The sequence below is a fragment of the Pseudomonas sp. B19(2017) genome (assembly GCF_002113165.1).
Taxonomy (GTDB): Bacteria; Pseudomonadota; Gammaproteobacteria; order Pseudomonadales; family Pseudomonadaceae; genus Aquipseudomonas.
In genome coordinates, this window is record NZ_NEJR01000025.1 from 34,313 (window position 1) to 55,825 (window position 21,513).

19 protein-coding genes, 5 tRNA genes and 1 pseudogene are annotated in these 21,513 nt (G+C 61.5%); 15 read left to right on the forward strand and 10 right to left on the reverse strand.

The window, feature by feature from the left end:
• Positions 1 to 92: 92 nt before the first annotated feature.
• A complete protein-coding gene (locus tag CAF70_RS24320; RefSeq protein WP_085627173.1) occupies positions 93 to 860 on the reverse strand; it encodes a class III extradiol ring-cleavage dioxygenase in 768 nt (255 codons plus the stop codon).
• 101 nt (positions 861 to 961) lie between these two features.
• Between CAF70_RS24320 and CAF70_RS24325 the strand changes: the two genes are divergently transcribed.
• Positions 962 to 1,612, forward strand: a complete 651-nt coding sequence (locus tag CAF70_RS24325; RefSeq protein ID WP_085627175.1) for a thiopurine S-methyltransferase — start codon at positions 962 to 964, stop codon at positions 1,610 to 1,612.
• A gap of 174 nt (positions 1,613 to 1,786) precedes the next feature.
• On the opposite strand, the gene htpX is transcribed toward CAF70_RS24325, so the two are convergent.
• Both htpX and CAF70_RS24335 read right to left on the reverse strand, forming a co-directional pair.
• The gene (gene htpX, locus CAF70_RS24330) at positions 1,787 to 2,674 is read right to left on the reverse strand and encodes a protease HtpX (protein WP_003259721.1); all 888 of its coding nucleotides are present in this window, start codon (positions 2,672 to 2,674) and stop codon (positions 1,787 to 1,789) included.
• Between the two features lie 274 nt (positions 2,675 to 2,948).
• Positions 2,949 to 4,160, reverse strand: coding sequence for a pyridoxal phosphate-dependent aminotransferase (locus tag CAF70_RS24335; RefSeq protein WP_085627177.1), 1,212 nt, complete (start codon positions 4,158 to 4,160; stop codon positions 2,949 to 2,951).
• Between the two features lie 167 nt (positions 4,161 to 4,327).
• On the opposite strand from CAF70_RS24335, the gene msrB reads away from it, so the two are divergent.
• Together msrB and CAF70_RS24345 are read left to right on the forward strand one after the other, a co-directional pair.
• On the forward strand, positions 4,328 to 4,723 hold the full coding sequence (gene msrB / locus CAF70_RS24340) for a peptide-methionine (R)-S-oxide reductase MsrB (RefSeq protein ID WP_075044107.1): 396 nt from the start codon (positions 4,328 to 4,330) through the stop codon (positions 4,721 to 4,723).
• Positions 4,724 to 4,736: 13 nt separating this feature from the next.
• A complete protein-coding gene (locus CAF70_RS24345) occupies positions 4,737 to 5,225 on the forward strand; it encodes a glutathione peroxidase (protein WP_085627179.1) in 489 nt (162 codons plus the stop codon).
• On the opposite strand, the gene CAF70_RS24350 is transcribed toward CAF70_RS24345, so the two are convergent.
• A complete protein-coding gene (locus CAF70_RS24350; protein WP_085627181.1) occupies positions 5,215 to 7,572 on the reverse strand; it encodes a response regulator in 2,358 nt (785 codons plus the stop codon). The genes CAF70_RS24345 and CAF70_RS24350 overlap by 11 nt on opposite strands.
• A 203-nt stretch (positions 7,573 to 7,775) precedes the next feature.
• Here CAF70_RS24350 and CAF70_RS24355 point away from each other — a divergent pair, with 203 nt between their 5' ends.
• Together CAF70_RS24355 and CAF70_RS24360 are read left to right on the forward strand one after the other, a co-directional pair.
• The gene (locus tag CAF70_RS24355) at positions 7,776 to 8,663 is read left to right on the forward strand and encodes an ATP-binding protein (RefSeq protein ID WP_085627182.1); all 888 of its coding nucleotides are present in this window, start codon (positions 7,776 to 7,778) and stop codon (positions 8,661 to 8,663) included.
• Positions 8,664 to 9,146 carry a GAF domain-containing protein gene (locus tag CAF70_RS24360; RefSeq protein ID WP_085627184.1) on the forward strand — a complete coding sequence of 161 codons (483 nt, stop codon included), beginning with the start codon at positions 8,664 to 8,666 and terminating at the stop codon, positions 9,144 to 9,146.
• 129 nt (positions 9,147 to 9,275) lie between these two features.
• Here the strand turns inward: CAF70_RS24360 and CAF70_RS24365 are convergent, their stop codons facing one another.
• On the reverse strand, positions 9,276 to 10,043 hold the full coding sequence (locus CAF70_RS24365; RefSeq protein WP_085627185.1) for a hypothetical protein: 768 nt from the start codon (positions 10,041 to 10,043) through the stop codon (positions 9,276 to 9,278).
• A 326-nt stretch (positions 10,044 to 10,369) separates the two neighbouring features.
• On the opposite strand from CAF70_RS24365, the gene CAF70_RS24370 reads away from it, so the two are divergent.
• From CAF70_RS24370 to CAF70_RS24390, 5 genes are all read left to right on the forward strand, one after another.
• Positions 10,370 to 10,445, forward strand: a tRNA-Glu gene (locus tag CAF70_RS24370).
• A 4-nt stretch (positions 10,446 to 10,449) separates the two neighbouring features.
• Positions 10,450 to 10,525, forward strand: a tRNA-Gly gene (locus CAF70_RS24375).
• Between the two features lie 91 nt (positions 10,526 to 10,616).
• A tRNA-Glu gene (locus CAF70_RS24380) sits at positions 10,617 to 10,692 on the forward strand.
• Between the two features lie 3 nt (positions 10,693 to 10,695).
• Positions 10,696 to 10,771: transfer RNA gene (locus CAF70_RS24385), tRNA-Gly, on the forward strand.
• Positions 10,772 to 10,857: 86 nt separating this feature from the next.
• Positions 10,858 to 10,933: transfer RNA gene (locus CAF70_RS24390), tRNA-Gly, on the forward strand.
• Positions 10,934 to 11,042: 109 nt separating this feature from the next.
• On the opposite strand, the gene CAF70_RS24395 is transcribed toward CAF70_RS24390, so the two are convergent.
• Together CAF70_RS24395 and CAF70_RS24400 are read right to left on the reverse strand one after the other, a co-directional pair.
• Positions 11,043 to 12,125 (reverse strand): fimbrial protein, encoded by a 1,083-nt coding sequence (locus tag CAF70_RS24395; RefSeq protein ID WP_085627186.1) that lies wholly within the window; start codon positions 12,123 to 12,125, stop codon positions 11,043 to 11,045.
• Entirely contained in the window at positions 12,122 to 14,647 is a 2,526-nt protein-coding gene (locus CAF70_RS24400) for a fimbria/pilus outer membrane usher protein (RefSeq protein WP_085627187.1), read from the reverse strand. Before CAF70_RS24400 ends, CAF70_RS24395 begins: the two co-directional genes overlap by 4 nt.
• A gap of 507 nt (positions 14,648 to 15,154) precedes the next feature.
• On the opposite strand from CAF70_RS24400, the gene CAF70_RS24405 reads away from it, so the two are divergent.
• The 5 genes and pseudogenes from CAF70_RS24405 to CAF70_RS24425 all read left to right on the forward strand — a co-directional run bounded on the left by CAF70_RS24405 (position 15,155) and on the right by CAF70_RS24425 (position 19,591).
• The gene (locus CAF70_RS24405) at positions 15,155 to 16,219 is read left to right on the forward strand and encodes a hypothetical protein (protein ID WP_085627188.1); all 1,065 of its coding nucleotides are present in this window, start codon (positions 15,155 to 15,157) and stop codon (positions 16,217 to 16,219) included.
• A 287-nt stretch (positions 16,220 to 16,506) separates the two neighbouring features.
• Positions 16,507 to 16,872, forward strand: a complete 366-nt coding sequence (locus CAF70_RS24410) for a hypothetical protein (RefSeq protein ID WP_085627189.1) — start codon at positions 16,507 to 16,509, stop codon at positions 16,870 to 16,872.
• Between the two features lie 189 nt (positions 16,873 to 17,061).
• Positions 17,062 to 17,607 carry a hypothetical protein gene (locus tag CAF70_RS27450; protein ID WP_143491676.1) on the forward strand — a complete coding sequence of 182 codons (546 nt, stop codon included), beginning with the start codon at positions 17,062 to 17,064 and terminating at the stop codon, positions 17,605 to 17,607.
• Positions 17,546 to 18,088: pseudogene (locus CAF70_RS24420) on the forward strand (autotransporter outer membrane beta-barrel domain-containing protein); the annotation flags it as partial. The gene CAF70_RS27450 and the pseudogene CAF70_RS24420, both read left to right, overlap by 62 nt.
• A 51-nt stretch (positions 18,089 to 18,139) precedes the next feature.
• On the forward strand, positions 18,140 to 19,591 hold the full coding sequence (locus CAF70_RS24425; protein WP_143491677.1) for a hypothetical protein: 1,452 nt from the start codon (positions 18,140 to 18,142) through the stop codon (positions 19,589 to 19,591).
• Positions 19,592 to 19,600: 9 nt separating this feature from the next.
• Here the strand turns inward: CAF70_RS24425 and CAF70_RS24430 are convergent, their stop codons facing one another.
• The 3 genes from CAF70_RS24430 to CAF70_RS24440 form a co-directional block, all read right to left on the reverse strand.
• On the reverse strand, positions 19,601 to 20,335 hold the full coding sequence (locus CAF70_RS24430) for a molecular chaperone (protein ID WP_085627192.1): 735 nt from the start codon (positions 20,333 to 20,335) through the stop codon (positions 19,601 to 19,603).
• Positions 20,336 to 20,397: 62 nt separating this feature from the next.
• Positions 20,398 to 20,874 carry a fimbrial protein gene (locus CAF70_RS24435; RefSeq protein ID WP_158090324.1) on the reverse strand — a complete coding sequence of 159 codons (477 nt, stop codon included), beginning with the start codon at positions 20,872 to 20,874 and terminating at the stop codon, positions 20,398 to 20,400.
• Between the two features lie 213 nt (positions 20,875 to 21,087).
• Positions 21,088 to 21,498 carry a PA2817 family protein gene (locus CAF70_RS24440; RefSeq protein ID WP_085627194.1) on the reverse strand — a complete coding sequence of 137 codons (411 nt, stop codon included), beginning with the start codon at positions 21,496 to 21,498 and terminating at the stop codon, positions 21,088 to 21,090.
• Positions 21,499 to 21,513: the final 15 nt, after the last annotated feature.

Here is a 21,513-nt window from a genome sequence, read left to right on the forward strand (position 1 = left end):
TCTTCGCGGGCTTGCCCGCTCCCACAGGTACATCGCAGCTCTCAAGGCCTGTGGAGGACCTGTGGGATCGGGCAAACCCGCGAAGAGGCCTTTCAGCCGAACCGATAAATGTCCATCCCCAGTGCCCCCAAAGTGAACCCTTGGTGCACAACCCCAAACTTGCCCCCAGCCCCAAGGGCAAAGAACAGCGGCAGGAAATGCTCATCACTGGGATGGTTGCGCACCGCAAACGGCGCCTGCTGCCGATAACCCAGCAAGGCTTGCTGGTCATCCACCCGAAGCTTTTCCACCACCCAATCCCTGAACGTCAGTGCCCAAGGCTCGATCAGATCCGGCCCGGCATGCCAGTCCAGTTCACCCAGGTTGTGGGTAATGCTGCCCGAACCAATCAGCAGCACACCCTCGGCACGCAACCCCGCCAGCGCCTGGCCCACCTTGACCTGCAGCGCCGGCCCCATGTGGCTGGGCAGTGAAACCTGCAACACCGGAATATTCGCATCCGGATACATCAGCGACAGCGGTACCCAGGCGCCGTGGTCGAGTGGCCGCTGCGGGTCCAGCCGTGCTGACAGCCCGGCAGCCTGCAACAGTTCGCTGACCTGGCTGGCAAGGGTCGGGTCACCCGGCGCCGGGTACTGCACCGCATACAAAGCAGGTGGGAAGCCATAAAAGTCATGCCAGGTCTCCGGCTGCACGCTGGCGGTGACCAGCAGTTCGCGGCTTTCCCAGTGCGCCGACACCACCACGATCGCTTTCGGCCGGGGCAGGGCGTTGGCCAGCCCGGCCAGCGCTGGCCCGCTGGCGCCGGGTTGCAGGGCAAGCATGGGGGAACCATGGGAAATGAACAGGCTGGGCAGCATGGCGGGGTCCTGACGGTTAAGATGCACTCATCTTCGATCAACTACAGATCGAAATCCAAACCAGTTTTTACCGACAAACCATCTAAAAATCGGGAGTGATCATGGAGCCAGCGTTCTGGCAGCAGCGGTGGGCCGACAACCAGATCGGCTTTCACCAGGCGCAGGTGAACCCTTATCTGCAGAAGTATTGGCCAGCCCTCGGTCTGGTGCCGGGCAGCCGCGTGCTAGTGCCGTTGTGCGGCAAGAGCCTGGACCTGGCCTGGCTGGCAGGGCAGGGGTATCGGGTGTCGGGTGTAGAGCTGTCGCGGCGGGCGGTGGAGGACTTCTTTTGCGAGCATGGGTTGCAGCCCGAGGTGCAGCAGCGCGGGGCTTTCGAGGTCTGGCGCAGTGGTGACGTGGAATTGTGGTGCGGCGATTTCTTTGCCTTGCAGGCAGGGGATATTGGCGACTGCGCGGGGTTTTATGACCGGGCGGCGGTGATTGCCTTGCCGCCGCATATGCGTGGGGCGTACATGCAGTTGTTGTCGGGTTTGCTGCCGGCGGGGTGCCAAGGGGTGGTGGTGACCCTGGATTACGACCAATCCTTGCTGGGCGGGCCGCCGTTTTCGGTAGGGGATGAAGAGCTGCGGCAGGGGTTTGCCGGGTGGCAGGTGGATGAGCTGGAGGTTGTGGAGGTGATTGAGGAGAGCCCGAAGTTTTTGCAGGCCGGGGTATCGAGCTTGTTGGAGCGGGTTTACCGAGTCAGCCGCTGACGGATAGGTAGCCTGCACTGGCCCTTTCGCGGGCTTGCCCGCTCCCACAGGTCCTCCAAAGGCCTTGATAGCTGTGGGGTACCGGTGGGAGCGGGCGAGCCCGCGAAGAGGCCGGTGCAGCCAGTACAAAAAAGGGCGACCGAAGTCGCCCTTTGTTTTTTTTTACCGGTTGGATCAACCGCGACGGCGCAGGGCCTCGATACGGTCTTCCAGCGGCGGGTGGCTCATCAGCAGCCCGGCCAGGCCGTGCTTCAGGCCGCCATTGATGCCGAACGCCTTCATGGTGTCGGGCATGTGCACCGGCAGGCCTTGCTCCACGCGCAGGCGTTGCAGGGCGCCGATCATCGCTGCGGTACCGGCCAGTTGCGCACCGGCCTCGTCGGCGCGGTATTCGCGGCGACGCGAGAACCACATCACGATCATGCTGGCCAGAATGCCCAGGATCAGCTCGGCAACGATGGTTGCCACGTAGTAGGCAATGCCTTGGCCTTCTTCGTTCTTGAAGATTACCTTGTCGACGAAGTTGCCGATGATACGGGCGAAGAACATCACGAAGGTGTTCACCACGCCTTGCACCAGCGCCAGGGTGACCATGTCGCCGTTGGCCACGTGGCCGATCTCGTGGGCCAGCACCGCGCGCACTTCATCGGGCGAGAAGCGCTCCAGCAGGCCCTGTGACACGGCTACCAGCGCGTCGTTGCGGTTCCAGCCGGTGGCGAAGGCGTTGGCCTCGTATGCCGGGAAGATACCCACTTCGGGCATTTTAATGCCCGCTTCACGGGACAGCTCTTCGACCGTTTGCAGCAGCCACTGCTCATGGCGGGTGCGCGGCTGGCTGATGATCTGGGTACCGGTGGTCATCTTCGCCATCCACTTGGAGATGAACAGCGAGACGAGGGAGCCGGCAAAGCCGAACACGGCGCAGAACACCAGCAGGCTGCTGAGGTTCAGGTCGACCCCGTTGGCGGCCATGAACCCGTTGAAACCGAACAGGCTCAGGGTAATGCTTGCAACCAGCACCACCGCGAGGTTGGTGGCTACAAACAACAGAATGCGCATCATGGTTGTTACGTTCTCCTGACGGATGAGTTGTCGCTTACTGCGGGGTATATAAGGTGCCGGCCGTGCCGATTCAATCGGGCGACTATTTCAAACTGTGTACGGCGGAGTATGGCAGAGGATGGCGCGGGGGCTGTGGGATAGAGCGTTGCAGGATGTAAGAAACATCCTGGGGGATTTCGGGGCTGCTTTGCAGCCCATTCGCAGCACAAGGCTGCTCCTACAGGGGCGTGCGTTCTTCTGTAGGAGCAGCCTTGTGCTGCGAAGAGGCCTTCACTTACTGCGAATAACCCTTCAGGAAATTCCCGATCCGGCCAATCGCCGCTTCCAGGTCATCCACCCGCGGCAAGGTCACCACGCGGAAGTGGTCCGGCCATGGCCAGTTGAATGCCGTACCCTGAACGATCAGCAGCTTCTCCGACAGCAGCAGGTCAAGGGCGAACTTCTCGTCGTTGAGGATCGGGCATACCTTCGGGTCGATCCGCGGAAACGCATAAAGCGCACCCATCGGCTTCACGCAACTCACGCCCGGGATATCGTTGAGCAGCTCGTAGGTGCGGTTGCGCTGTTCCAGCAGGCGGCCCGGTGGCAGTACCAGGTCGTTGATGCTCTGGTAACCGCCCAGCGCGGTCTGGATGGCATGCTGGGCCGGCACGTTGGCGCACAGGCGCATGTTGGCCAGCATGTCGATGCCTTCGATGTAGCTTTGCGCGTGGTGCTTGGGCCCGGAGATGATCAGCCAGCCGGAACGGAAGCCCGCCACCCGGTACGACTTGGACAGGCCGTTGAAGGTGAGGCACAGCAGGTCGGGCGCCAGCGAGGCGGTGCTGATGTGCACGGCTTCGTCGTACAGGATCTTGTCGTAGATCTCGTCGGAGAACACCACCAGGTTGTGCTGGCGGGCCAACTCCAGCATGCCCAGCAGCAGCTCCCTGGAGTACACCGCACCGGTCGGGTTGTTCGGGTTGATGATCACCAGCGCCTTGGTGTTCGGGGTGATCTTGGCCTTGATGTCCTCAAGGTCGGGGAACCAGTCGGCCTGCTCGTCGCACAGGTAGTGCACCGGCTTGCCGCCAGCCAGGCTCACGGCGGCGGTCCACAACGGGTAGTCGGGGGCCGGGATCAGCACTTCGTCGCCGTTGTTGAGCAGGGCCTGCATCGACATGACGATCAGCTCGGACACACCATTGCCGAGGTAGATGTCTTCGATAGTGACGCCTTCGATGCCCTTCTGCTGGCAGTACTGCATTACCGCCTTGCGCGCGCTGAACAGGCCCTTGGAGTCGCTGTAGCCCTGCGCGGTAGGCAGGTTGCGGATCACATCCTGGAGGATTTCGTCAGGCGCCTCGAAGCCAAACGGCGCCGGGTTGCCGATGTTCAGCTTGAGGATGCGGTGGCCTTCCTCTTCCAGGCGCTTGGCGTGCTTGAGCACTGGGCCGCGAATGTCGTAGCAGACATTGGCGAGCTTGTTCGATTTGCTGAACTGCATGATGGGATCCCGATTGAGAAAACGCGCTACGCCCCGCCGAAAGGTTTGAAAGGGCAGGAAGCGGGTGCCAGACTGAACGCCTGGCACACGAAGCCAACTAATATACGTGCCACCTGCGCCCCGGAAAAGACGGCGCGCAGTGAAATTCAGCCTGCCGAGGTTTCTGCATGAAAAAGATCGAAAAAACCCTGGACGAATGGCGCTCGATGCTCGACCCCGAGCAGTACCAGGTCTGCCGCCTGAAGGGTACCGAGCGGCCGTTCAGCGGCAAGTACAACAGCGAGCGCCGCGACGGCATCTACCACTGCATCTGCTGCGGGCTGCCACTGTTCGATGCGCAGACCAAGTTTGATTCCGGTTGCGGCTGGCCGAGCTTCTACGCGCCGATCGAGGAAAGCGCGATGATCGAAATCCGCGACACCTCCCACGGCATGATCCGCACCGAAGTCACCTGTGCCCGTTGCGATGCGCACCTGGGCCACGTGTTCCCCGATGGCCCGCCACCGACCGGCCTGCGCTACTGCATCAACTCGGTGTGCATCGACCTGCGCCCGCGCGACTGACCGGAGCCCGACCATGGCTGGATCGCTACTGGACATCCCCTGCGTGACCTTGGGTGGCGAGCACAAGAAGCTCGGCGACTTCCCCGGTAAAGCGTTGCTGGTGGTCAATACCGCCAGCCAGTGCGGCTTTACCCCGCAATACAAGGGCCTGGAGCAACTGTGGCAGGCCTACCGCATGAGCGGTCTGGTGGTGCTGGGCTTCCCCTGCAACCAGTTCGGCAAGCAGGAGCCGGGCGATGCACGGGAAATTGCCCAGTTCTGCGAGCGCAATTTCGGCGTGAGCTTCCCGCTGTTCCGCAAGGTCGAGGTCAACGGCCCCGGCAGCCACCCGTTGTTCGTCGAACTCAAGCAGCGCGCGCCAGGCATTCTGGGCAGCCAGAAGATCAAGTGGAATTTCACCAAGTTCCTGGTCGACCCGGCCACCGGCCAGGTAACGCGCTATGCCCCCACCACCAAGCCGCAGGCCCTGGAAGCGGACATCGAGCGCCTGCTCAGCCGTTGACGGGCACCCAGTGGTCGACCAGCGCCAGCAGCTCTTCGCGGCGGAACGGCTTGGCCAGGTAGTCGTTCATGCCCGCTGCCCGGCAGCGCTCGCGCTCCTCGGGCATGGCGTTGGCGGTGAGGGCGACAATCGGCAGGTCGGGCCAGCGGCCGCTCTGGCGGATACGCCGGCTGGCCTCGTAGCCGTCCATCACCGGCATGTTGCAGTCCATCAGCACCAGGTCGAACTCGTCCTGTTCCAGTAGCTCCAGGGCCTCGGCGCCCTGGGTGGCCAGCTGCACCTGGCAGCCGAGCTTGGCCAGCATGCCCTTTGCCACCAGCTGGTTCACCGGGTTGTCCTCCACCAGCAGGATGCGCGCGCGGCCTTGTTCCCGGGTAATGGCCGGGGTGGCCAGCGGGTGCTCGGGCTCATGGCCCTGCAAGGTACGGCGCAAGGTCTGGTACAGGGCGTTGCGCGCCAGCGGCCGGGCCAGTTGGTGCAGGGGGGCGAGGGCAACCGACTGTTCGCTGGGCAGGAAGTTGCCGTAGGCGGTTACCAGCAGGATCGGTGTCTTCAGTGCGCAGCGCAGTTCGAACAACTGGTCCAGACGGTCGGTGATCAGCAGGTCGATGGCCGAGGCGTCCAGCCCCGCGCTGCTGTCATGATGCTGGTAGGCAAGGCCCCAGCCAGGCAGCTGGTCCTGCAACAGCTCGTCGAGCCCGCTGCCGGCCGTGCACAGTGCGGCCACGCGCCCGTGCAAGGGGGCCGGCGGAATGGCTTCGGTGTGCACGGCCAGTGGCAGCTCGGCGCTGAAGCGGCTGCCGAAGCCCGGCTCGGATTTGATATGCAGGCGGCCCTGCATGGCCTTGCACAGGTTGTGCGTCAGCGTCAGGCCCAGGCCGGTGCCGCCGTACTGGCGGGTGATGCCGGCGCCGGCCTGGGTGAACGGCTGGAAGATCCGTGCCTGGGCTTCCTCGGGGATGCCGATGCCGGTATCGCGCACCTCCAGGCGTACACCGCCCACCATGGTCGTCAGGCGCACATCCACACGGCCAAAGCGGGTGAACTTGAGGGCATTGGACAGCAGGTTGCTGACGATCTGCCGTACCCGCGTGGGGTCGCCGAGCACGCTGCTGGGGAAGTCGCGGGCGATCAGGCAGGTCAGCTCCACGCTTTGCGCGGTGTTTTGCGACAGCAGGTTGGCGGTGTCCTCGACCATCGAGCCCATGTCGAACGGAATGCGTTCCAGCTCCAGTTGGCCGGCATCGAACTTGGACAGGTCGAGGATATCGTTGAGCAACTCCACCAGCACCTTGCCGGAGTCATGGGCGATCGCCAGTTGCTGGCGTTGCTCGCTGGGCAGTGGGCTGTCCAGTGCCAGGGCGATCATGCCGAGCATGCCGTTGAGCGGGGTGCGGATTTCGTGGCTCATGTTGGCTAGGAAGGCGGCGCGCGCCTGGGCCATGTCCAGCGCCCGGCGGCGGGCTTCTTCCAGCTCCTGGTTGGACAGGCTCAGGCTGTTGTTGCTGGCCTTGAGTTCATTGGTGCGTGCCGAGACGATGTCTTCCAGCTCGTTGAGATACTGGGTCAGGCGGTTTTCCGCAGTGCGCCGTTGTTCGATCTCGGTGGCCATGCTGACGAACTGCTGGTTGGCGACCTTCACCAGCACGCCGATCTCGTCATGTTCGTGGCCGTGCGGGCAGGCCAGGCGGGTTTGCCGGGGCTTGCGCGGGTCGCTGCCGCTGAGCGCGCCGATCACCGTCACCAGCGGCTTGGTCAGCATCATGTAGAACAGCGCCAGGAGGATGCCGGTCAGCACCAGGCTGCGGGCAAAGCCGTTGAGCAGGGTGACGCCGGCACGGTCGAGAAAGCGGCTACCGAAGGCGTAGGTGTCCACTTCAAGGTACAAGGTGCCGAGGTATTCCTCGGGCATGTGGGTCAGGTACAGGCGTTCCTTGAACTGGCGCTGATCGCCAAACAGGAAATCGCTGAGTGGCCGGTAGCGGTCCTGCAGGCGCGGCCGCTCGACGTCGGCCAGCACCGTTTGGTTGTTGTCGATCAACCGCGCACGAATCACTGCTGGCGATTCCAGCAGGCCGCGAGTCAGCTCCAGGGCCAGTTCCGAGTCGATGTTGTAGGCGATGCGCGAGGCCGGGTTGTGGCTGATTTGCAGCAAGGCGCGCACTTCGCGGTTGATGGACGCGTCTTCGCTGGCATAATCGATGCCGATCTGGATGAGACTGAGCAATGTTCCCAGGATGAAGCCGACCAGGACTGTCAACCGGGCTTGCTTGTATGACAGGCGATTGGTGAACTTGATATCCATGTGTCCCGAGCCGGTTTCACGTCCCTTGCGCTGCGCAAGCATAGCCGAATAGCCCCGGCTGCTGGTGGGTCTGTCTGTTCATTTCAGTTGATTGCCAAGCGGGGGCCGCTTGGCGCCCCTTCGCGGGCTTGCCCGCTCCCACAGGATACAGCGTAGCCCCAGGCTGAACGCGACCCTGTGGGAGCGGGCAAGCCCGCGAAGGGGCGCGCAGCGGCCCCAAAAAACTGAAATTCGTAGGAGTCGTCATGGACGCTCGCTTGATTGCTTTCCTGGACCGCGCCGAATCGGTACTGGCACGCCTCGAACCCCTGTTGCCCGCGCAACGCCCGGACATCGACTGGGCAACCACCCTGGCCGCGCGCTGGCAGCGCGATGGCCGCAGCGGCTACCTGCTGCCGCTGGACGTCAGCCTGGACATCCGCCTGAGCGACCTGATCGGCGTCGACCAGCAGCGTGACCAGTTGGGCCGCAACACCCACCAGTTCATCAACGGCATGCCGGCCAACCACGCCCTGCTGTGGGGCTCGCGCGGCACCGGCAAATCGTCGCTGGTCCGTGCCCTGCTGGCCGAGCATGCAGGCAAAGGCCTGCGCCTGATCGAAATCGAACGCGACCACCTGGCCGACCTGCCACGCGTGGTCGAGCAGCTGCAGAAGCTGCCGCAGCGCTTCATCCTGTTTTGCGATGACCTGTCGTTCGAAGCCGGGGAGGGCGACTACCGGGTGCTCAAGAGCGTGCTCGACGGCTCGCTGGAGCAGGCCCCGGACAATGTGCTGCTGTACGCCACCTCCAACCGCCGACACCTGGTGCCGGAGAAGGAGAGCGACAACGAAAACTGGAAGCGGGTGGACGGCGAGCTGCACCCCAGCGAAGCGGTGGAGGACAAGATTGCCCTGTCCGACCGTTTTGGCCTGTGGCTGTCGTTCTACCCCTTCACCCAGGAGCATTTCCTGAACGTGGTCGAGCACTGGATCGGCCAGCTCGCGCAAACTGCGGGCCTTGCCTGGCAGCGCAGCGAAGCACTCGATATCCTCGCCGTGCGCTGGGCCACCGGCCGCGGTAACCGTAATGGCCGTTGTGCCTATCAGTTCGCCCGCTACTGGGTCGGGCTGCAATTGCTGGAGCAAAAGTAAATGATCGACCTCAATGCCAGTGGCGCCGGCCTCGACGGCTACAACCTGCTGGCTGCGCAAGTGCAGGCGCTATTTGCCGACGAGCGTGACTTCATCGCCAATGCCGCGCAGTTTTCGGCGTTTCTCTATAACCAGGTGGACGACCTGAACTGGGCGGGGTTCTACCTCAACCGCAACGAAGAGCTGGTGCTGGGCCCGTTCCAGGGCCAGGTGGCGTGTGTGCGCATCCCGTTCAGCAAGGGCGTGTGCGGGGCGGCGGCAGCCACCCGGCAGACCCAGCGGGTAGAGGACGTGCATGCGTTCCCGGGGCACATTGCCTGTGACAGCGCGTCCAACAGCGAGCTGGTGATCCCGTTGGTGAAAGAGGGCAGGTTGATTGGTGTGCTGGACCTGGATAGCCCGAAGCTGGCGCGGTTCAGCGAGGCTGATCAGGTGGGGCTGGAGCGGTTGGCGGCGATTTTTCTGGAGCTGACTGACTGCTGAGTGCTGTGGCGCCTGTGCATGCCACTTCGCGGGCTTGCCCGCTCCCACAGATAATGCACCGACCTCAGGCCTGGTGCGATCCCTGTGGGAGCGGGCGAGCCCGCGAAGAGGCCGGCACAGGTTCAAACATCAGTCGTACATCACCTTCTTCTTCCAGGTCTCGTCCTCATCGGTCTTGAGCCCCTGGGTCAGTTCGTTCTGCTCATCGTCCGCCGGGGCCATGCGGTCCAGCACCTGCGCGTTGGCACGGGCCAGCAGTTTTTCCAGGTACGTAAGCTGCTCTTCATACACCTTGGGCTCCGGCTGCTTGCGCAGGTACTGCACGCCGCGCTCGAAGGCCAGGCGCGCCTGGCCTGGCTGGTTCTTCTGCAGGGCCTGCTGGCCGAGGTTGTTGAAGAACTCGATATGCAGCAGCACCAGGATATGGCGGATTTCCTTGATCCATTGCTTGGCCTCGGGCGTCGGCAGGAAGCCCTCTTGCGCGGCGCGGGTCACCTGATTGTGCAGGGCCTCCAACAGGAAGCGCACATCCTTGGCCTTGATCTCGGTCTGGATCGGGTTGGGCGGGTTGTTCACCGGAATCTGCGTGCCCTGGGCAATCAACCCCTCCAGTTCGGCAATGCGCGCCTTCAGTTCGGCGTTATGCTTGTCCATCGCCAGTTGGCGCTGATTGAGGTTGAGCTCCAGGCGAGTCAGCAACAGCTTCAGCGCCGGGGTCATGAACTGGCCGGGGAAGGTCTCGGTGATTTCGCCACAGCGGCGCAGGCGGTCGGCCAGTTCGACCTTCATCCGGGCACGCTCGAGCTTGCCGTTCTCGACCACGTTGTTGAGGTAGCCGATCACGATCAGCAACGCGATACCCGCCACGATGAGCAGGGTGATCAGAAGTGGTGTCACCGTTAATGCCTCATTGAAGAAGAATTACAGCTTTGAGTGTAGTGAGTTTGCCTGGGGGCGAATAGCGGCTATATGCCTGTGCCGGCCCTTTCGCAGCACAAGGCTGCTCCTACCGGTACTGCATCGCCTTCAGGCTCCCCTCTCTCTATATCGACAACCCCGCCAGCATCTGCACCCCAACCCAGCCGGAAGTCATTGATTTAAATAAATTTCTACAAAGGGGTTGACGCCTGTACGAACCCTCCATAGAATGCGCGCCACTTGCAGCGTAAAGCGCACAGCGAATCGCGGCAGGGAGTGAAAGCAGGCAGTAATGCCAGCAGCGTGTCCCCTTCGTCTAGTGGCCTAGGACACCGCCCTTTCACGGCGGTAACAGGGGTTCGAGTCCCCTAGGGGACGCCACATTGCGGGAATAGCTCAGTTGGTAGAGCACGACCTTGCCAAGGTCGGGGTCGCGAGTTCGAGTCTCGTTTCCCGCTCCAGTTTCTCCGGCACTGCTTAACGGCGGGGCAGGAAAAGAAAATCCAGGTTGAATCGTGAGGTTCTGTTCTGGTGCACTGAAAAGTGTTGTGTGTCCCCTTCGTCTAGTGGCCTAGGACACCGCCCTTTCACGGCGGTAACAGGGGTTCGAGTCCCCTAGGGGACGCCATTTGCGGGAATAGCTCAGTTGGTAGAGCACGACCTTGCCAAGGTCGGGGTCGCGAGTTCGAGTCTCGTTTCCCGCTCCAGTTTAAATACTGTGGCGTTCGCACGGTGCAGTGGTGGTGAAGGTCGTCAAGGCGCTTCACGCCGATTAGCGGTAAAGCTTCAAATTGCGGGAATAGCTCAGTTGGTAGAGCACGACCTTGCCAAGGTCGGGGTCGCGAGTTCGAGTCTCGTTTCCCGCTCCAAACATGTAACGCAAAAAGGAACCTTCGGGTTCCTTTTTGCGTTTTTGCGTGCCTGGTTTACTGCTCCTGGCTGCACGAATACGGCATTCGCGCTGCCAGGGCAGGCCGTTCAGCGATAACTGATGGTGAAGTCGAGTGCGCCTTTGGCCACGCCAGGGGTGACCCGGTCGTCCGTTTGATAGAAATGCGCACGATAGGGCAGGCGGGTGACCGGCAGCTCAAGTTTCTTGTTGGTCGAAACGTGCTCTGCCAACGGCACAGGAATGCCCAAGTCATCGGTGATCTGGATGCCGATGCCTTTCGCTGTCGAGCCATTGCCCAGGCTGAACAGGCCCTGTTTCGGGTCGAGCGCGACCGAGCCGTCGGTGCCTGTCAGGTAGATATGGGCCGTGGCCGTGCTTGAAGCTGGGTCGTCTTCGCAGTCACTCAGGGTGATGTGGAACGGCATGCTGGCGGTGGTGGTGCCCTTTACCGGGAAATCCGCCACGGTATGGCTGCCCAGATCAACCGGGTCGGCACTGACTGCATCGCTTTTCAGCGTGCACTGCGCCTGGTTCAGGTTGCCGCTGATGCGCAGGCGGAAGGCATCCGCTGCATCCGAGGTGCTGCCGCGAGCCACCTCTTCATCGAGCATGATCGGCCCGGCTGCGATTGACCCGATCTTGACCAGTGTGACGCTCATGCTGATCGGGCCGATCTGGATCGGTACGGCCATGCTGGTCATGTTGGTGCCGCTGTAAGGTAGCAGGGTGCTGCCCGTGCTCGGCGTGAAGGTGTTGGGCGCTCCGCCACTGAACGGGTGGTCCAGTTCGACCACGGCGCCAACCCCCGGTATGCGGGTTCTGATGACCCGGTTGGCAAATCGCCCGTTGCCGAGCCGCACTGGCACGTCGTGGGCGAACGGGGTGGTGTAGTCGGCGTGGGCTTCCAGCAGGCGGTCGGCGCTGTTGTGGCACTCGACGACCCGATTGCCCGGGTCGTCCACGACGGGAACCCGCAGGTGGGTAATCGGTTCGCCGACCGGCAGATCCCTGGGGACCCACACGTCATTGAAATTTGCCGTGAATGTAGCGGGGCCAGGGCCATTGATGATTTTACAGCCTGACGCGGCGTAGGCGGCCGGCAGGTGAATGAGCGGCAGGCTGGCCAGCAACAAGGTTGGCAACAGGGGGCAGCGAGGGAAGGCGTTCATTGGCTTTTCCAGTCGGGTGTGGCTTGGCAGTGCAAGGTCTGCAGGCGGTAGCCTTGTTCAAGTGGCAAGGTGGTAGGGGTGATCATGAAGCGGCACAGCTGCTCGCTGCCTGAGGTCCACCTGGCCTGCAGTTGCTGCTGCTCAAGGTCGGTGGCCACCAGTGCCTGGCCCCCTTGGCCGACAACCGCCAGTACCTGGCCCTGGGCATCGCTGACCTGTGCGCCAAACGGCAAGGGCTGGCCGTCGGCTTGCAACAGGGTCAGCACCAGGCGGTTGACCCGGCGCGCCGGGAATTCGGCCAGCACCACCGCACCGCGGCGTGGCACCACCTGGGTGGCGCCGTTGTCGATTTCGATTTCCGGGTCGAGCTGGTCCAGTTGCAGCACCAGCTGGTTGGCGCGATAGGGCCGCATGTACGGTGCCAGTGCATAGCCTGCGTGGTTGGTTTTGCCCTGTTGTGCCTGGCCAACGCCAACCCCGGCGATGTCCGGCACGTGCACCACGGCGTTGGTTTCGCCCATGAACGGTGCCAGCAGCATGCCGCCGCGGTGTGCCAACAAGGCACCGCTGGCGCTCAGCGACAGGTTGCGGTAGTCGGCGGCTTCGCTGTAGCCCATGCTGTAGTTGGCCTGGTTGCCCTGGTAGGCCAGCGACAGGCTGCCGCTGCGCTGGCCGTCGTTGGCCAGCGTGGCTCGGTAATTCAGGCGCCGCTCGTCGAAGTGGCCGTTGAGGCTGGCGCGTTCGCTGTGTTTGCCGGCGCTGTGCTGCAGGTCGAAAGTGGCGCTGGAGGCGTGGGCGAAGTCCAGCGGCAAGGTAATGCCCAGGCCGATGATGCGGTCGTTGTTCCGTGACGAACTGAGCGATTGCGAGGCAAACAGGTTGAGGCTGATGTTGTGCGGCAGTTGCGTGTTGTATTGCAACTGATACTGGCGCCGTTGCAGGCTGCTGTGCCAGTAGTCGTCCTGCGACAGGGTCAGGCTGAGCGCGCCAGCGCTGCCCAGGTGATGGTACACCGAGGCTTCCAGGCGGCTGCGGCGGTTGCCCAGGTACAGGTCGGAAGCATTTCGCTGCTGCACGGCTTCGTCGTAGTCGCGGTAACCGACGGTGGAGTAGCGATAGCCGGCAAAGCGCAGGCTGGTGCCGTTGTCGAAGGCCTTGCCGTAGCGGGCCGAGAAGCTGTTGCCCTGCACTTCACCCAAGGCCGGGCCAAGGTCGCTGGTGGCCTGGGTAATGTCCAGCGACAGTGCGCCGAGCGCGCCAAAGTCCCGCCCCAGGCCGAGAGTGGTGGCGCGGTAGTAGTCACCGCCGAGCACACCGGCGTACAGCGTGCTGTCCCAGCCGATGCCGCGGGCCAAGGTGGCTTGCCACAATGCCGGCGCGTCGGCCTGGTAGGCGCCGTGGTAGCGGCCCACGGCCAGGTCGTAGCGCCACACGCCGGCGCGCATCAGGTTGCTGAGGGTAGAGTAGGGCTGGATGAAGCGGCGCACCTGGCCATCGGCTTCAGTCAGCACTACTTCCAGCTCGCCGCTGCTGGCACCTACCGCCAGGTCGTCGATTTCGTAGGGGCCGGGTGCGACGAAGGTGGAGTACAGCGGGTAACCGTTCTGCAGCACTTCCAGTTTGGCGTAGGTTTGCGCCACGCCGCGCAACACCGGGGCGTAATTTTGCATGGCGTCGGGCAGCATTTCGCTGTCGGAGGCCAGCTTCACCCCCTTGAATGGCAAGCTGCGGAAGATTTCGCCCTGGGTGAAGGTTTCGCCGAGGGTGAGGGTGCCCCAGCGGGCTGGCAGGTCGCGCTGGGCGTAGGTATTGCTGCGCGTCCAGCGCATATCGCCTTGCTGGTTTTCGCGCAGCGCCTGCTGGCTGCGAAGGCGCCAGCCGTACAGGTTGACGCCGCTGTTCAGGTACAGGTCCTGGCTGTTGCGGCTGCCGCTGCCGCGCCGGTTGCTGTGCTGGGTGGAGGCCTGGTAGTTGACGAAGGCGGCGTTGATGCCGTGGTCCCAGAGGCTTTCGGCGACGGTGCCGCTGCTGTCGCGGCGCAGGTACGACTGCGGGATCGACAGGTGCAGGCGCAGTTTGCCGGTATCGAGGTCGGCACTGGCGCCGGGCAGTTGCGTGGCCAGGTCGATGCAGCCGCCAGCGGTGCCGGCTTGCCTGGCGGTCAGGTTTTGCTCCCGCACGCCGAGTTCGCCCAGCAGCCCGGCGCTCAGGCAAGGCACCAGGGCCTGGCCATCGCCGCTCTCGTCGAGGTTGATTTCGTGTTTGCCCTTCGGGCTGAGGTTGATGTACAGCTCCAATGCATAGCGACCGGCGGCGAGCGGCCGCTGCTCGGCCAGGGCCCGCAAGGCGAGGGCACCGGCATCGGCCGGTTGCCCTGGGCTTTGGCGGATGAAACCGGGCTCGAACTGCAGGTCGGGCGGGGCGGCCAGGGCTGGCAGGCTCAAAAGGCTGGCGCCAAGCGCGGGGAGGTGGAAAAAGCGCAGGCGTGACAGCGCCTGCCGGCGTATGTGGGGCTTGAGCATGACGGATGCCTGGGTTGGACGTTGGAGCGCGGCGGTCAGGTGGTGCCGACGGTGGCAAGCGAGGCGTAGTTGGCTTGGGCGAGGCGGTCGCTTGGTGGGGAGGGAGGATAAGGAGCAGTGCGGGGTAGGGCTGTAGGGTTAGTCTGGGGACGAGGGGGATAAGTCTGCGGGCGGGGTTAAATTAGAGAGAAGATGAATTGGTTAAGAAAAAAGGTGATGCAGATAATATCTGCATCACCTGAGCGGTTAATATTCCTTAACCTCTAAAGGCGATCAAAAACGGCTCTGGCTTCGTCGTGGCTTTCGAATTGTTTTCGAATTAATCCTTTCTTTTTAGACAACACAGTAATCGTATTGTCCTCTAGTTTGAATGAGCGTCCTGGATTGGCGGCAGGTTGCTGCGGGGCAACGGGTTCCCAGCCGGTGTATGAGCGTTCAGAGCCACTGATTGACGAACGATCATAGTCTGCGGGCGGAGTAGCTGCGCCATCACGCGCGCAAAAATTCGTGATCAGCGGCCCGACGGACCCCGGCACGCTACTGCCTGCACCGCAAGTGGGCGATGGCAGTGACCCCATCGATCCTGGCAGCTACCCCGACGGTGTGCAGGTGCATATCAAGGGTTATCCGAACGCTGCGGTGGGTGATTACCTGCTGCTGGCCTGGGTTATGCCATCAGGTGAGGCACATGTGCAAGTTACCCGCCTGGATGAAAGTAGCCTTGTGGCCAGACAGTTTACGCTGCGTATTGAACCGGCTGTGTTGTCCGCCAGTATCGGCGCGGTGCAGGTGTATTACCAGTATGGCCGGGAAGGTGCCTCGTTGACCTCACAGGTGCAGTCACTGGTGGTGAGGGCGCCCCGTGTCGTGCCTCCCATGCCAACAGTGAGGGGTAGCAAGTATCTGGAGGGCAACGAGTATGACATCGATGCCTTCGGCATCCGGAGAAATGGCGCTGAGGTCATCATTCCCGCAGAGGCCGATTTACTCCCGAATGAAGACTTTGAAGTGCACTGGCAAGGTGACCCGAACGGTGGCCGTACAGTGATCTACCGCCCAACTACAGAGGGCCCGCGGGTGTTTAACGTTCCGGCTGAATTCATCGGGGCCAATATGGGCAATGAGGCGTCGAAACGTTTCGACGTGTTTTATCGGATCGTGGACCGTGAAACGCCGCAGCATTGGGATAGCAAGCCGGTAAAACTGCTGGTGCTGCCATTGGAGAAGTCTAATTACCCGATTATTGATTCCCCTGATGCGGATTTGCAGGGGAATCTGCAACTGAAACCTGAGGGGGCGAGGCTGAATTTGAAACCGTGGGCGTTCATTAAAAAAGATCAACTATTGAGTATCCACGTCTCAGGGATAGGCCTTGAGCCAGCCGACGAATTTGTGCGAAAGGACGTGCCGGTTAAAGAGGCGGAAGTCACGGAGGGTGTCGTCGATATGCTGAGTTATGACCTGCTGAAAAAGCTGGAACCGAATAAAGAATTCAGAGTGTGGGCCAGTGTCAAGTTTGATGGCGTCACCCCCTGGGAGTTCCCGTGGCGTGGTCTGACGGTGAAGGCATGAGGATAAAAAATACCTGCATGCCATCGGCTATGGGTGCTGACGCAGCAGGGGAAACATGGCCAGTCACTAAACGTTATTCACGTTTGTTTACAGGGCCGCACACGCCCAGTACTTCGAGGTATTGAACATGTTAGACCTTACCAAAGAACAAATCGTCCAGCGCCTGTCGGGCGGCACGGTAATGCGGGGCTGGTCGGCTACTGAAGGAACATAATGGCTGGCTCCGGAACGAAAGTTATGCTTACGATAGTCGCGGTCGCCTGTATGACTACAAGTGCAGTGGTACCTTGTCACCGGTCGACCCGCAAGGGCACGAAATTCGCACCCAGGCATTTGAGTTTGATCCGTTGGACAATATTATTTTGGTTATCACCGAACTGACGGATAAAGTCACACAACAACCGGGTGAGAATGTGGCCGAGTACTTCTTCGAGAATCGAGACCCCGCGCAGCTCAGCAGGATAACCAACAGCTATCTAGGTTATACAGCCGAGGCGCATTTGCATTACGACGACGACGGCAACCTCGAAGATGATGGTGAGGGCATGCAGATGCAGTATGACCCCACTGGCCGCCTGAGGTCTGTGGTCAAGGCAGGGGTAGCCTCGCAATATTATTATGATGGCGTGGATCGTTTGAGTGGGCAAAGTTGACCCTGAGCTTGTAGCAGCGTTACCCGCTGAAAGCCCGCGCTAGCGCGGGCTTTTTATTGTTTCAGGCAGTATACGGATTGTACAAAGGCCGTGTTGGCAACTGACAAAACTGCCAGTTGTGCGGGAGGGGGGCGAGGGTTTCAATAACCCTGTACCTGTGTCCCATAGCCCCTATAACGTTGAGGCGCCATGATGAAAGACGATAATGTTGTTCTTGCGCCTGTCGCGCCTGAAATAGACCCGGACCTGTTGGCAGACGCCACCGACAATACGATGTGCAGTGAGGTATTGACCGACGATTCAACTTCGATTGAGTTGACCGTCCAGAACTGGAATGCCGCAGGTGACCCCAGTTACGGGGAGTTTGACCAGATGTGGCTGTATCATCTGCCAGACGGTGGAATCGAAGAGGAACTGCACAGCGGTCAATATGATCGAGACAGTGATTTTCCCTTCCAGGTACCACTGGAAAAAGAGAAGGTAAAAAAATGGGGTGAAGGCAAGCATGCCTTTTTTATCAGGGTTATCCCTTACAACAGCCCGCTGCCTGTAGATTTCCCTCCGTTGACCCTGATCTTCGACCGTGTCCATCCTTACCCCAATCAACTGCCGACGGCATTCCCGGCTATTGCCCCTGTGCTGGAAGCCAACCTTGATACCGTCGAACTGACCTTACCTGGACAGCGTGGTCAAGCTCAACCGCTTCGACAACCAGGCCAAGGTCAGCCTCAGTGATGGCCAGCGCACCGAGGGCGACTACGACAATGTCGGCCTGGGGGCGTCGGTAGAATTCGGCCGCCATTTGGGCTTGGCGGATGGCTACTTCGTCGAGCCGTTCGGGCAACTGTCGGTAGTGGGTATCCAGGGCAAGGATTATCACCTGGACAATGGCCTGAAGGCTGACGGTGACACCACCCACTCGGTGCTGGGCAAGGCCGGCGCCACGGCGGGCCGAACCTTGAAACTTGAAGGTGGGCAGGCGGTGCAACCCTATGTGCGGCTGGCCTACGTGCACGAGTTCGCCAACAACAATCAGGTCAAGGTCAACAATCACCGGTTCGACAATGACCTGTCCGGTTCGCGTGGCGAGCTGGGCATGGGGGTGGCGGTGTCGCTGATGGACCGCCTGCAGGTGCATGCCGATTTCGACTACAGCAACGGCAGGGCCCTGGAGCAGCCTTGGGGCGTAAACCTGGGCGTGCATTACAGCTGGTAAGGCGTTGCGAGCCTTTCATTGCATCCGACCGGACATTTTGGAGCGTAGGCTATGGGTAATGTGGAACAAGATCCAATTTTTCCTCCTCCATGGGTGGTAGGCTCGCTGAAAAACCTGGAGGGTGGCGCGCAGAACGTCATCCCTCTGCACCTGCTGGACAAGCCGTTGCGGGTATATGTCACCCCTTGGCCGGGCTCCAGCCCTGCTCCCGGCACGCCAGAGACCCTGAAGCTGATGTGGGACGGGGAGCAGGTAGGTGAAACCAGGGAATGGGTGGCGCCCATTGCCCCGGACGACTACTACGTCGATATTCCTCTGCAGCACCTGAAGGATGACAGCACGCCTGCATTGACCTACTGCGTCAAGGCTTACAACGGTGCCGAAGGGGACTCGAAACCACTGACCATCACCGTGGACCTGACCGGGCCCAGGTTGGGTGGGGATCGCGGTGCCTTGCTGTTCGACGATGAGGTGCTCGCCGGTGGCGTAACGGCGGATTACCTGGACAATCACGACGACGTGCTTGTCGCCCGTGTGCCGGATTATCAAACCTTCGTGCCTGGCGACCGTATTCGCTGGTACTGGGATGTGCAGCTGTACGAAGACCATCTTGTTGGTGAGAAGGTACTCGAAAAGGGCGACTTTCCGGTGACCCTGGAAATAGAGGGCAAAACCATCCGAGAGCGAGGGAAGGGGCAACGTTTTGCGCATTACCGGCTTTATGACTATGCCGGTAACAAAAGTGAGCCCGAAGAACCGAAAGTGGTACCGCTGGAGGTTGATGCAGAACCGCTGCCCAGGGATTTGAGCTGGCCGGCCATCAGCCACGCTAATGGTACCGGCCAACAGGTGACCCTGGATCTTAACCCCAAGATCAACTACATGAGGGTTGCAGTCCCTGCGGGGGCTGTATACCCCGGGGAGCAGGTAGCGGTGTTCTGGGGGGCGCCGGGCAGTGTCGGTAGCTACCTGGCGACTGAAGAGGCATCAGGCTATCCGGGTGAGTACGAAATCCCGCTCGACCGGCTTGCACAGCACAGTGGCAAACTGTTGAAGGTGTACTTTGAGGTGACGGATAAAAATGGCAAGGCTCATCCGTCGCAGCCGCTGAATGTGACCGTCCTTGCGCTGACGCAGGGTTTTCCGCCACCGGACGTTCCATCAGCCACGGTGTCTACGGTATTCCTGTCCAGTGTGCCGGCAGATGGCCTGGTCATTACCGTCAAGCCCTGGCGCTTCATTCATACCGATCACAGGGTAACGTTGCTCGTCAGCGGTGTCAGCTTGCAAGATGGCAAGGGTGTGGCCGAAGAGGTACTGAAAGAGCATGCCTTGACTTCGTCAGAAGTAAAAAATGGCCTGGCAGTCAAGGCGACCAAGGCCTTCTTGCAATCGCTGAAGCGTGACACGGTCACCTTCAGGGTCATGGTCGGTTTCGACCAAGGCCAGACCCAGCCACCACCGGCCCATTTTCCACTGCTTGACCTTGCCCTACGCGACTGAATGGCTGCGTCATCCGGGCGACAGGGGTAGCGTTTTTTCTACCAGGCGTGTGGTGCCGCCATAGTCGTTGATCGTGGTGAAGCGTACCTGCAAGCCTTCTGTGGCCCGGGTCGTCTGCAGTTCGAACGACTGTTTCTGCATCGGCAGCGCCATCAGGGCAGTGTCGATTTTTTCAACGCTGCCTGGCTTGCCCACTTCCAGCCGGCCGAAGGTGAAGTGGTAGGGCGTGGGGTTGTACACCTGCAGGTAGGCCTTGCCGTTGCTGCTGGTAAGCGACCACTGCAGGCTGTCCAGTTGCTGTTCGGGCACGCCTTTTACCTGGCTAGGCCGGTAGAACAGCTTGATACGGGTGCGCAGGGCGATTTTCAGCACGTTCTGCTGACCGCTGTCGACCTGGGGGATTTCCTGGACATTGAAGTAGAACAGCGATTCGCGGTCAGTAGGCAGGTTGTTCGGCAGTGCGTTTATCTTGACCAGCTGTTCGCGCTTGGGGTCGAGCCGGAACAGGGTAGGGGATACGGCAAAGGGCACGGCGCTGGTGGTGTCGTCGGCTGCGGTGTTGACCCAGGCCTGCACCGCGTATGGGGCCTGGCTGGGGTTGGCGACAACCACCGAGCTGCTGTGTTTGTCACTGGCGTGGACAACGCGGGTGGCGCTGATGGTCAAGGCCGCCTCACTGGTTGAAGAAAGCGTTGCCAGGCAGGCAAAGCTGAGTGCGTACTTGCGCAGTGTGGTTATGGACATGGTGGGACCGGCATGAGAAGCAAAACGGATGAGTCCCCCCTAGCAGCGCCAGGGGGCTTGAATCAGCGGATATCGACATTGAAGGAGATGTTGGTATCGATCTGGCCTTCGGTCACTGTTGCCGAAGTGGTGACCAGGCGCGCCGAGAAGATCATGTCGGTGTCGCCGGTGTCCTTCACTTCATAGGCCATCGATTCGGTATTGGGCTTGAGGCGGGTCGCGAGGTCGTTGATCGCCAGGCCCAGGCCGGTGCTGTAGCCAAGGCCGTCCCTCAACGCGTAGAGGTCGGGATTGGTCGGGTCGGCGCCGTGGCCTGCCTGGAAGGTGGCATGCGCATTTTGCGTGCCGGTTACGCAGGTTGCAGGTACGCGCAATGCAAAGTACTTTGGAGAGGTTTCTTGCCCGACCTTGTCGAAGTTGAACGTGTTGTAGTTACCCAAGTTGATCAGTGGCATGCTTGGGCCGCCAGGGGTAACCACGTCGATAGGGCAGGTGCCAGGCCCGCTGACAGTGCCTTCGAAGTTGATGATGGAAGCCATTGCCGCGCTGCTGCAGAGGCCCAGTGCAAGCACGGAAAGTGTTTTTTTCATTGGATAATCCCTGTGTGGTTGATCGCTGCGAACTCATGTATCTCAGCGCGATGGCAGAGTACGCAGGGCAACACAGGGGGTATGTAGGGGAAGGCTGCACGTGCCGGGGAAATCGGGTCTGGCGAGGGGTGGCGTAGTCAATTTCCTCGGGGCGGAAGAGGGTCAGTGGCGGGTATCGGCTGCTGCCGCAGCCAGCAGCTGCTTTTGCTCAAGCCAGTCGAAGGCTTCGCCTCGCTGTTCGCATTCGTAGCGGCGCTCTTCCAGGGCCTGGTACAGGTTCAGTTCTTCGTCAGGCATATAGTGCAGGCAGTCGCCGCCAAAGAACCACAGCAGGTCGCGCGACACCAGGTGGGCGATTTGCGGGTAGCGCTGGATTACCTGGCAGATCAGGTCCTGGCCCAGGTACTGGCTTTGCAGAGGGTCTTGCGGCAGCAGGGTCAGCAGCTCGTCGAAGCGCTCGAGGAACAGGGCGTGGCTTTCCTCCGGTACCTGCTCGGCGTCACCCAGCGCTGCCAGGATGGTGCGCAGGTGGTTCAGCAGTTGCAGGTGGTATTGCAGGTGGGGGGTGGCCATGGGGGGTCCTCGGGG

What these genes read in the sequence shown, in the direction of transcription:
- CAF70_RS24425 (WP_143491677.1), top strand. Translation starts at nt 18,140, where the DNA reads ATGGGTAATGTGGAACAAGATCCAATTTTTCCTCCTCCATGGGTGGTA.
- CAF70_RS24360 (WP_085627184.1), top strand. Translation starts at nt 8,664, where the DNA reads ATGATCGACCTCAATGCCAGTGGCGCCGGCCTCGACGGCTACAACCTG.
- CAF70_RS24320 (WP_085627173.1), bottom strand. Translation starts at nt 860, where the DNA reads ATGCTGCCCAGCCTGTTCATTTCCCATGGTTCCCCCATGCTTGCCCTG.
- CAF70_RS24430 (WP_085627192.1), bottom strand. Translation starts at nt 20,335, where the DNA reads ATGTCCATAACCACACTGCGCAAGTACGCACTCAGCTTTGCCTGCCTG.
- CAF70_RS24325 (WP_085627175.1), top strand. Translation starts at nt 962, where the DNA reads ATGGAGCCAGCGTTCTGGCAGCAGCGGTGGGCCGACAACCAGATCGGC.
- msrB (WP_075044107.1), top strand. Translation starts at nt 4,328, where the DNA reads ATGAAAAAGATCGAAAAAACCCTGGACGAATGGCGCTCGATGCTCGAC.
- CAF70_RS24395 (WP_085627186.1), bottom strand. Translation starts at nt 12,125, where the DNA reads ATGAACGCCTTCCCTCGCTGCCCCCTGTTGCCAACCTTGTTGCTGGCC.
- CAF70_RS27450 (WP_143491676.1), top strand. Translation starts at nt 17,062, where the DNA reads ATGATGAAAGACGATAATGTTGTTCTTGCGCCTGTCGCGCCTGAAATA.
- CAF70_RS24345 (WP_085627179.1), top strand. Translation starts at nt 4,737, where the DNA reads ATGGCTGGATCGCTACTGGACATCCCCTGCGTGACCTTGGGTGGCGAG.
- CAF70_RS24350 (WP_085627181.1), bottom strand. Translation starts at nt 7,572, where the DNA reads ATGCTTGCGCAGCGCAAGGGACGTGAAACCGGCTCGGGACACATGGAT.
- htpX (WP_003259721.1), bottom strand. Translation starts at nt 2,674, where the DNA reads ATGATGCGCATTCTGTTGTTTGTAGCCACCAACCTCGCGGTGGTGCTG.
- CAF70_RS24355 (WP_085627182.1), top strand. Translation starts at nt 7,776, where the DNA reads ATGGACGCTCGCTTGATTGCTTTCCTGGACCGCGCCGAATCGGTACTG.
- CAF70_RS24440 (WP_085627194.1), bottom strand. Translation starts at nt 21,498, where the DNA reads ATGGCCACCCCCCACCTGCAATACCACCTGCAACTGCTGAACCACCTG.
- CAF70_RS24335 (WP_085627177.1), bottom strand. Translation starts at nt 4,160, where the DNA reads ATGCAGTTCAGCAAATCGAACAAGCTCGCCAATGTCTGCTACGACATT.
- CAF70_RS24435 (WP_158090324.1), bottom strand. Translation starts at nt 20,874, where the DNA reads ATGGCTTCCATCATCAACTTCGAAGGCACTGTCAGCGGGCCTGGCACC.
- CAF70_RS24400 (WP_085627187.1), bottom strand. Translation starts at nt 14,647, where the DNA reads ATGCTCAAGCCCCACATACGCCGGCAGGCGCTGTCACGCCTGCGCTTT.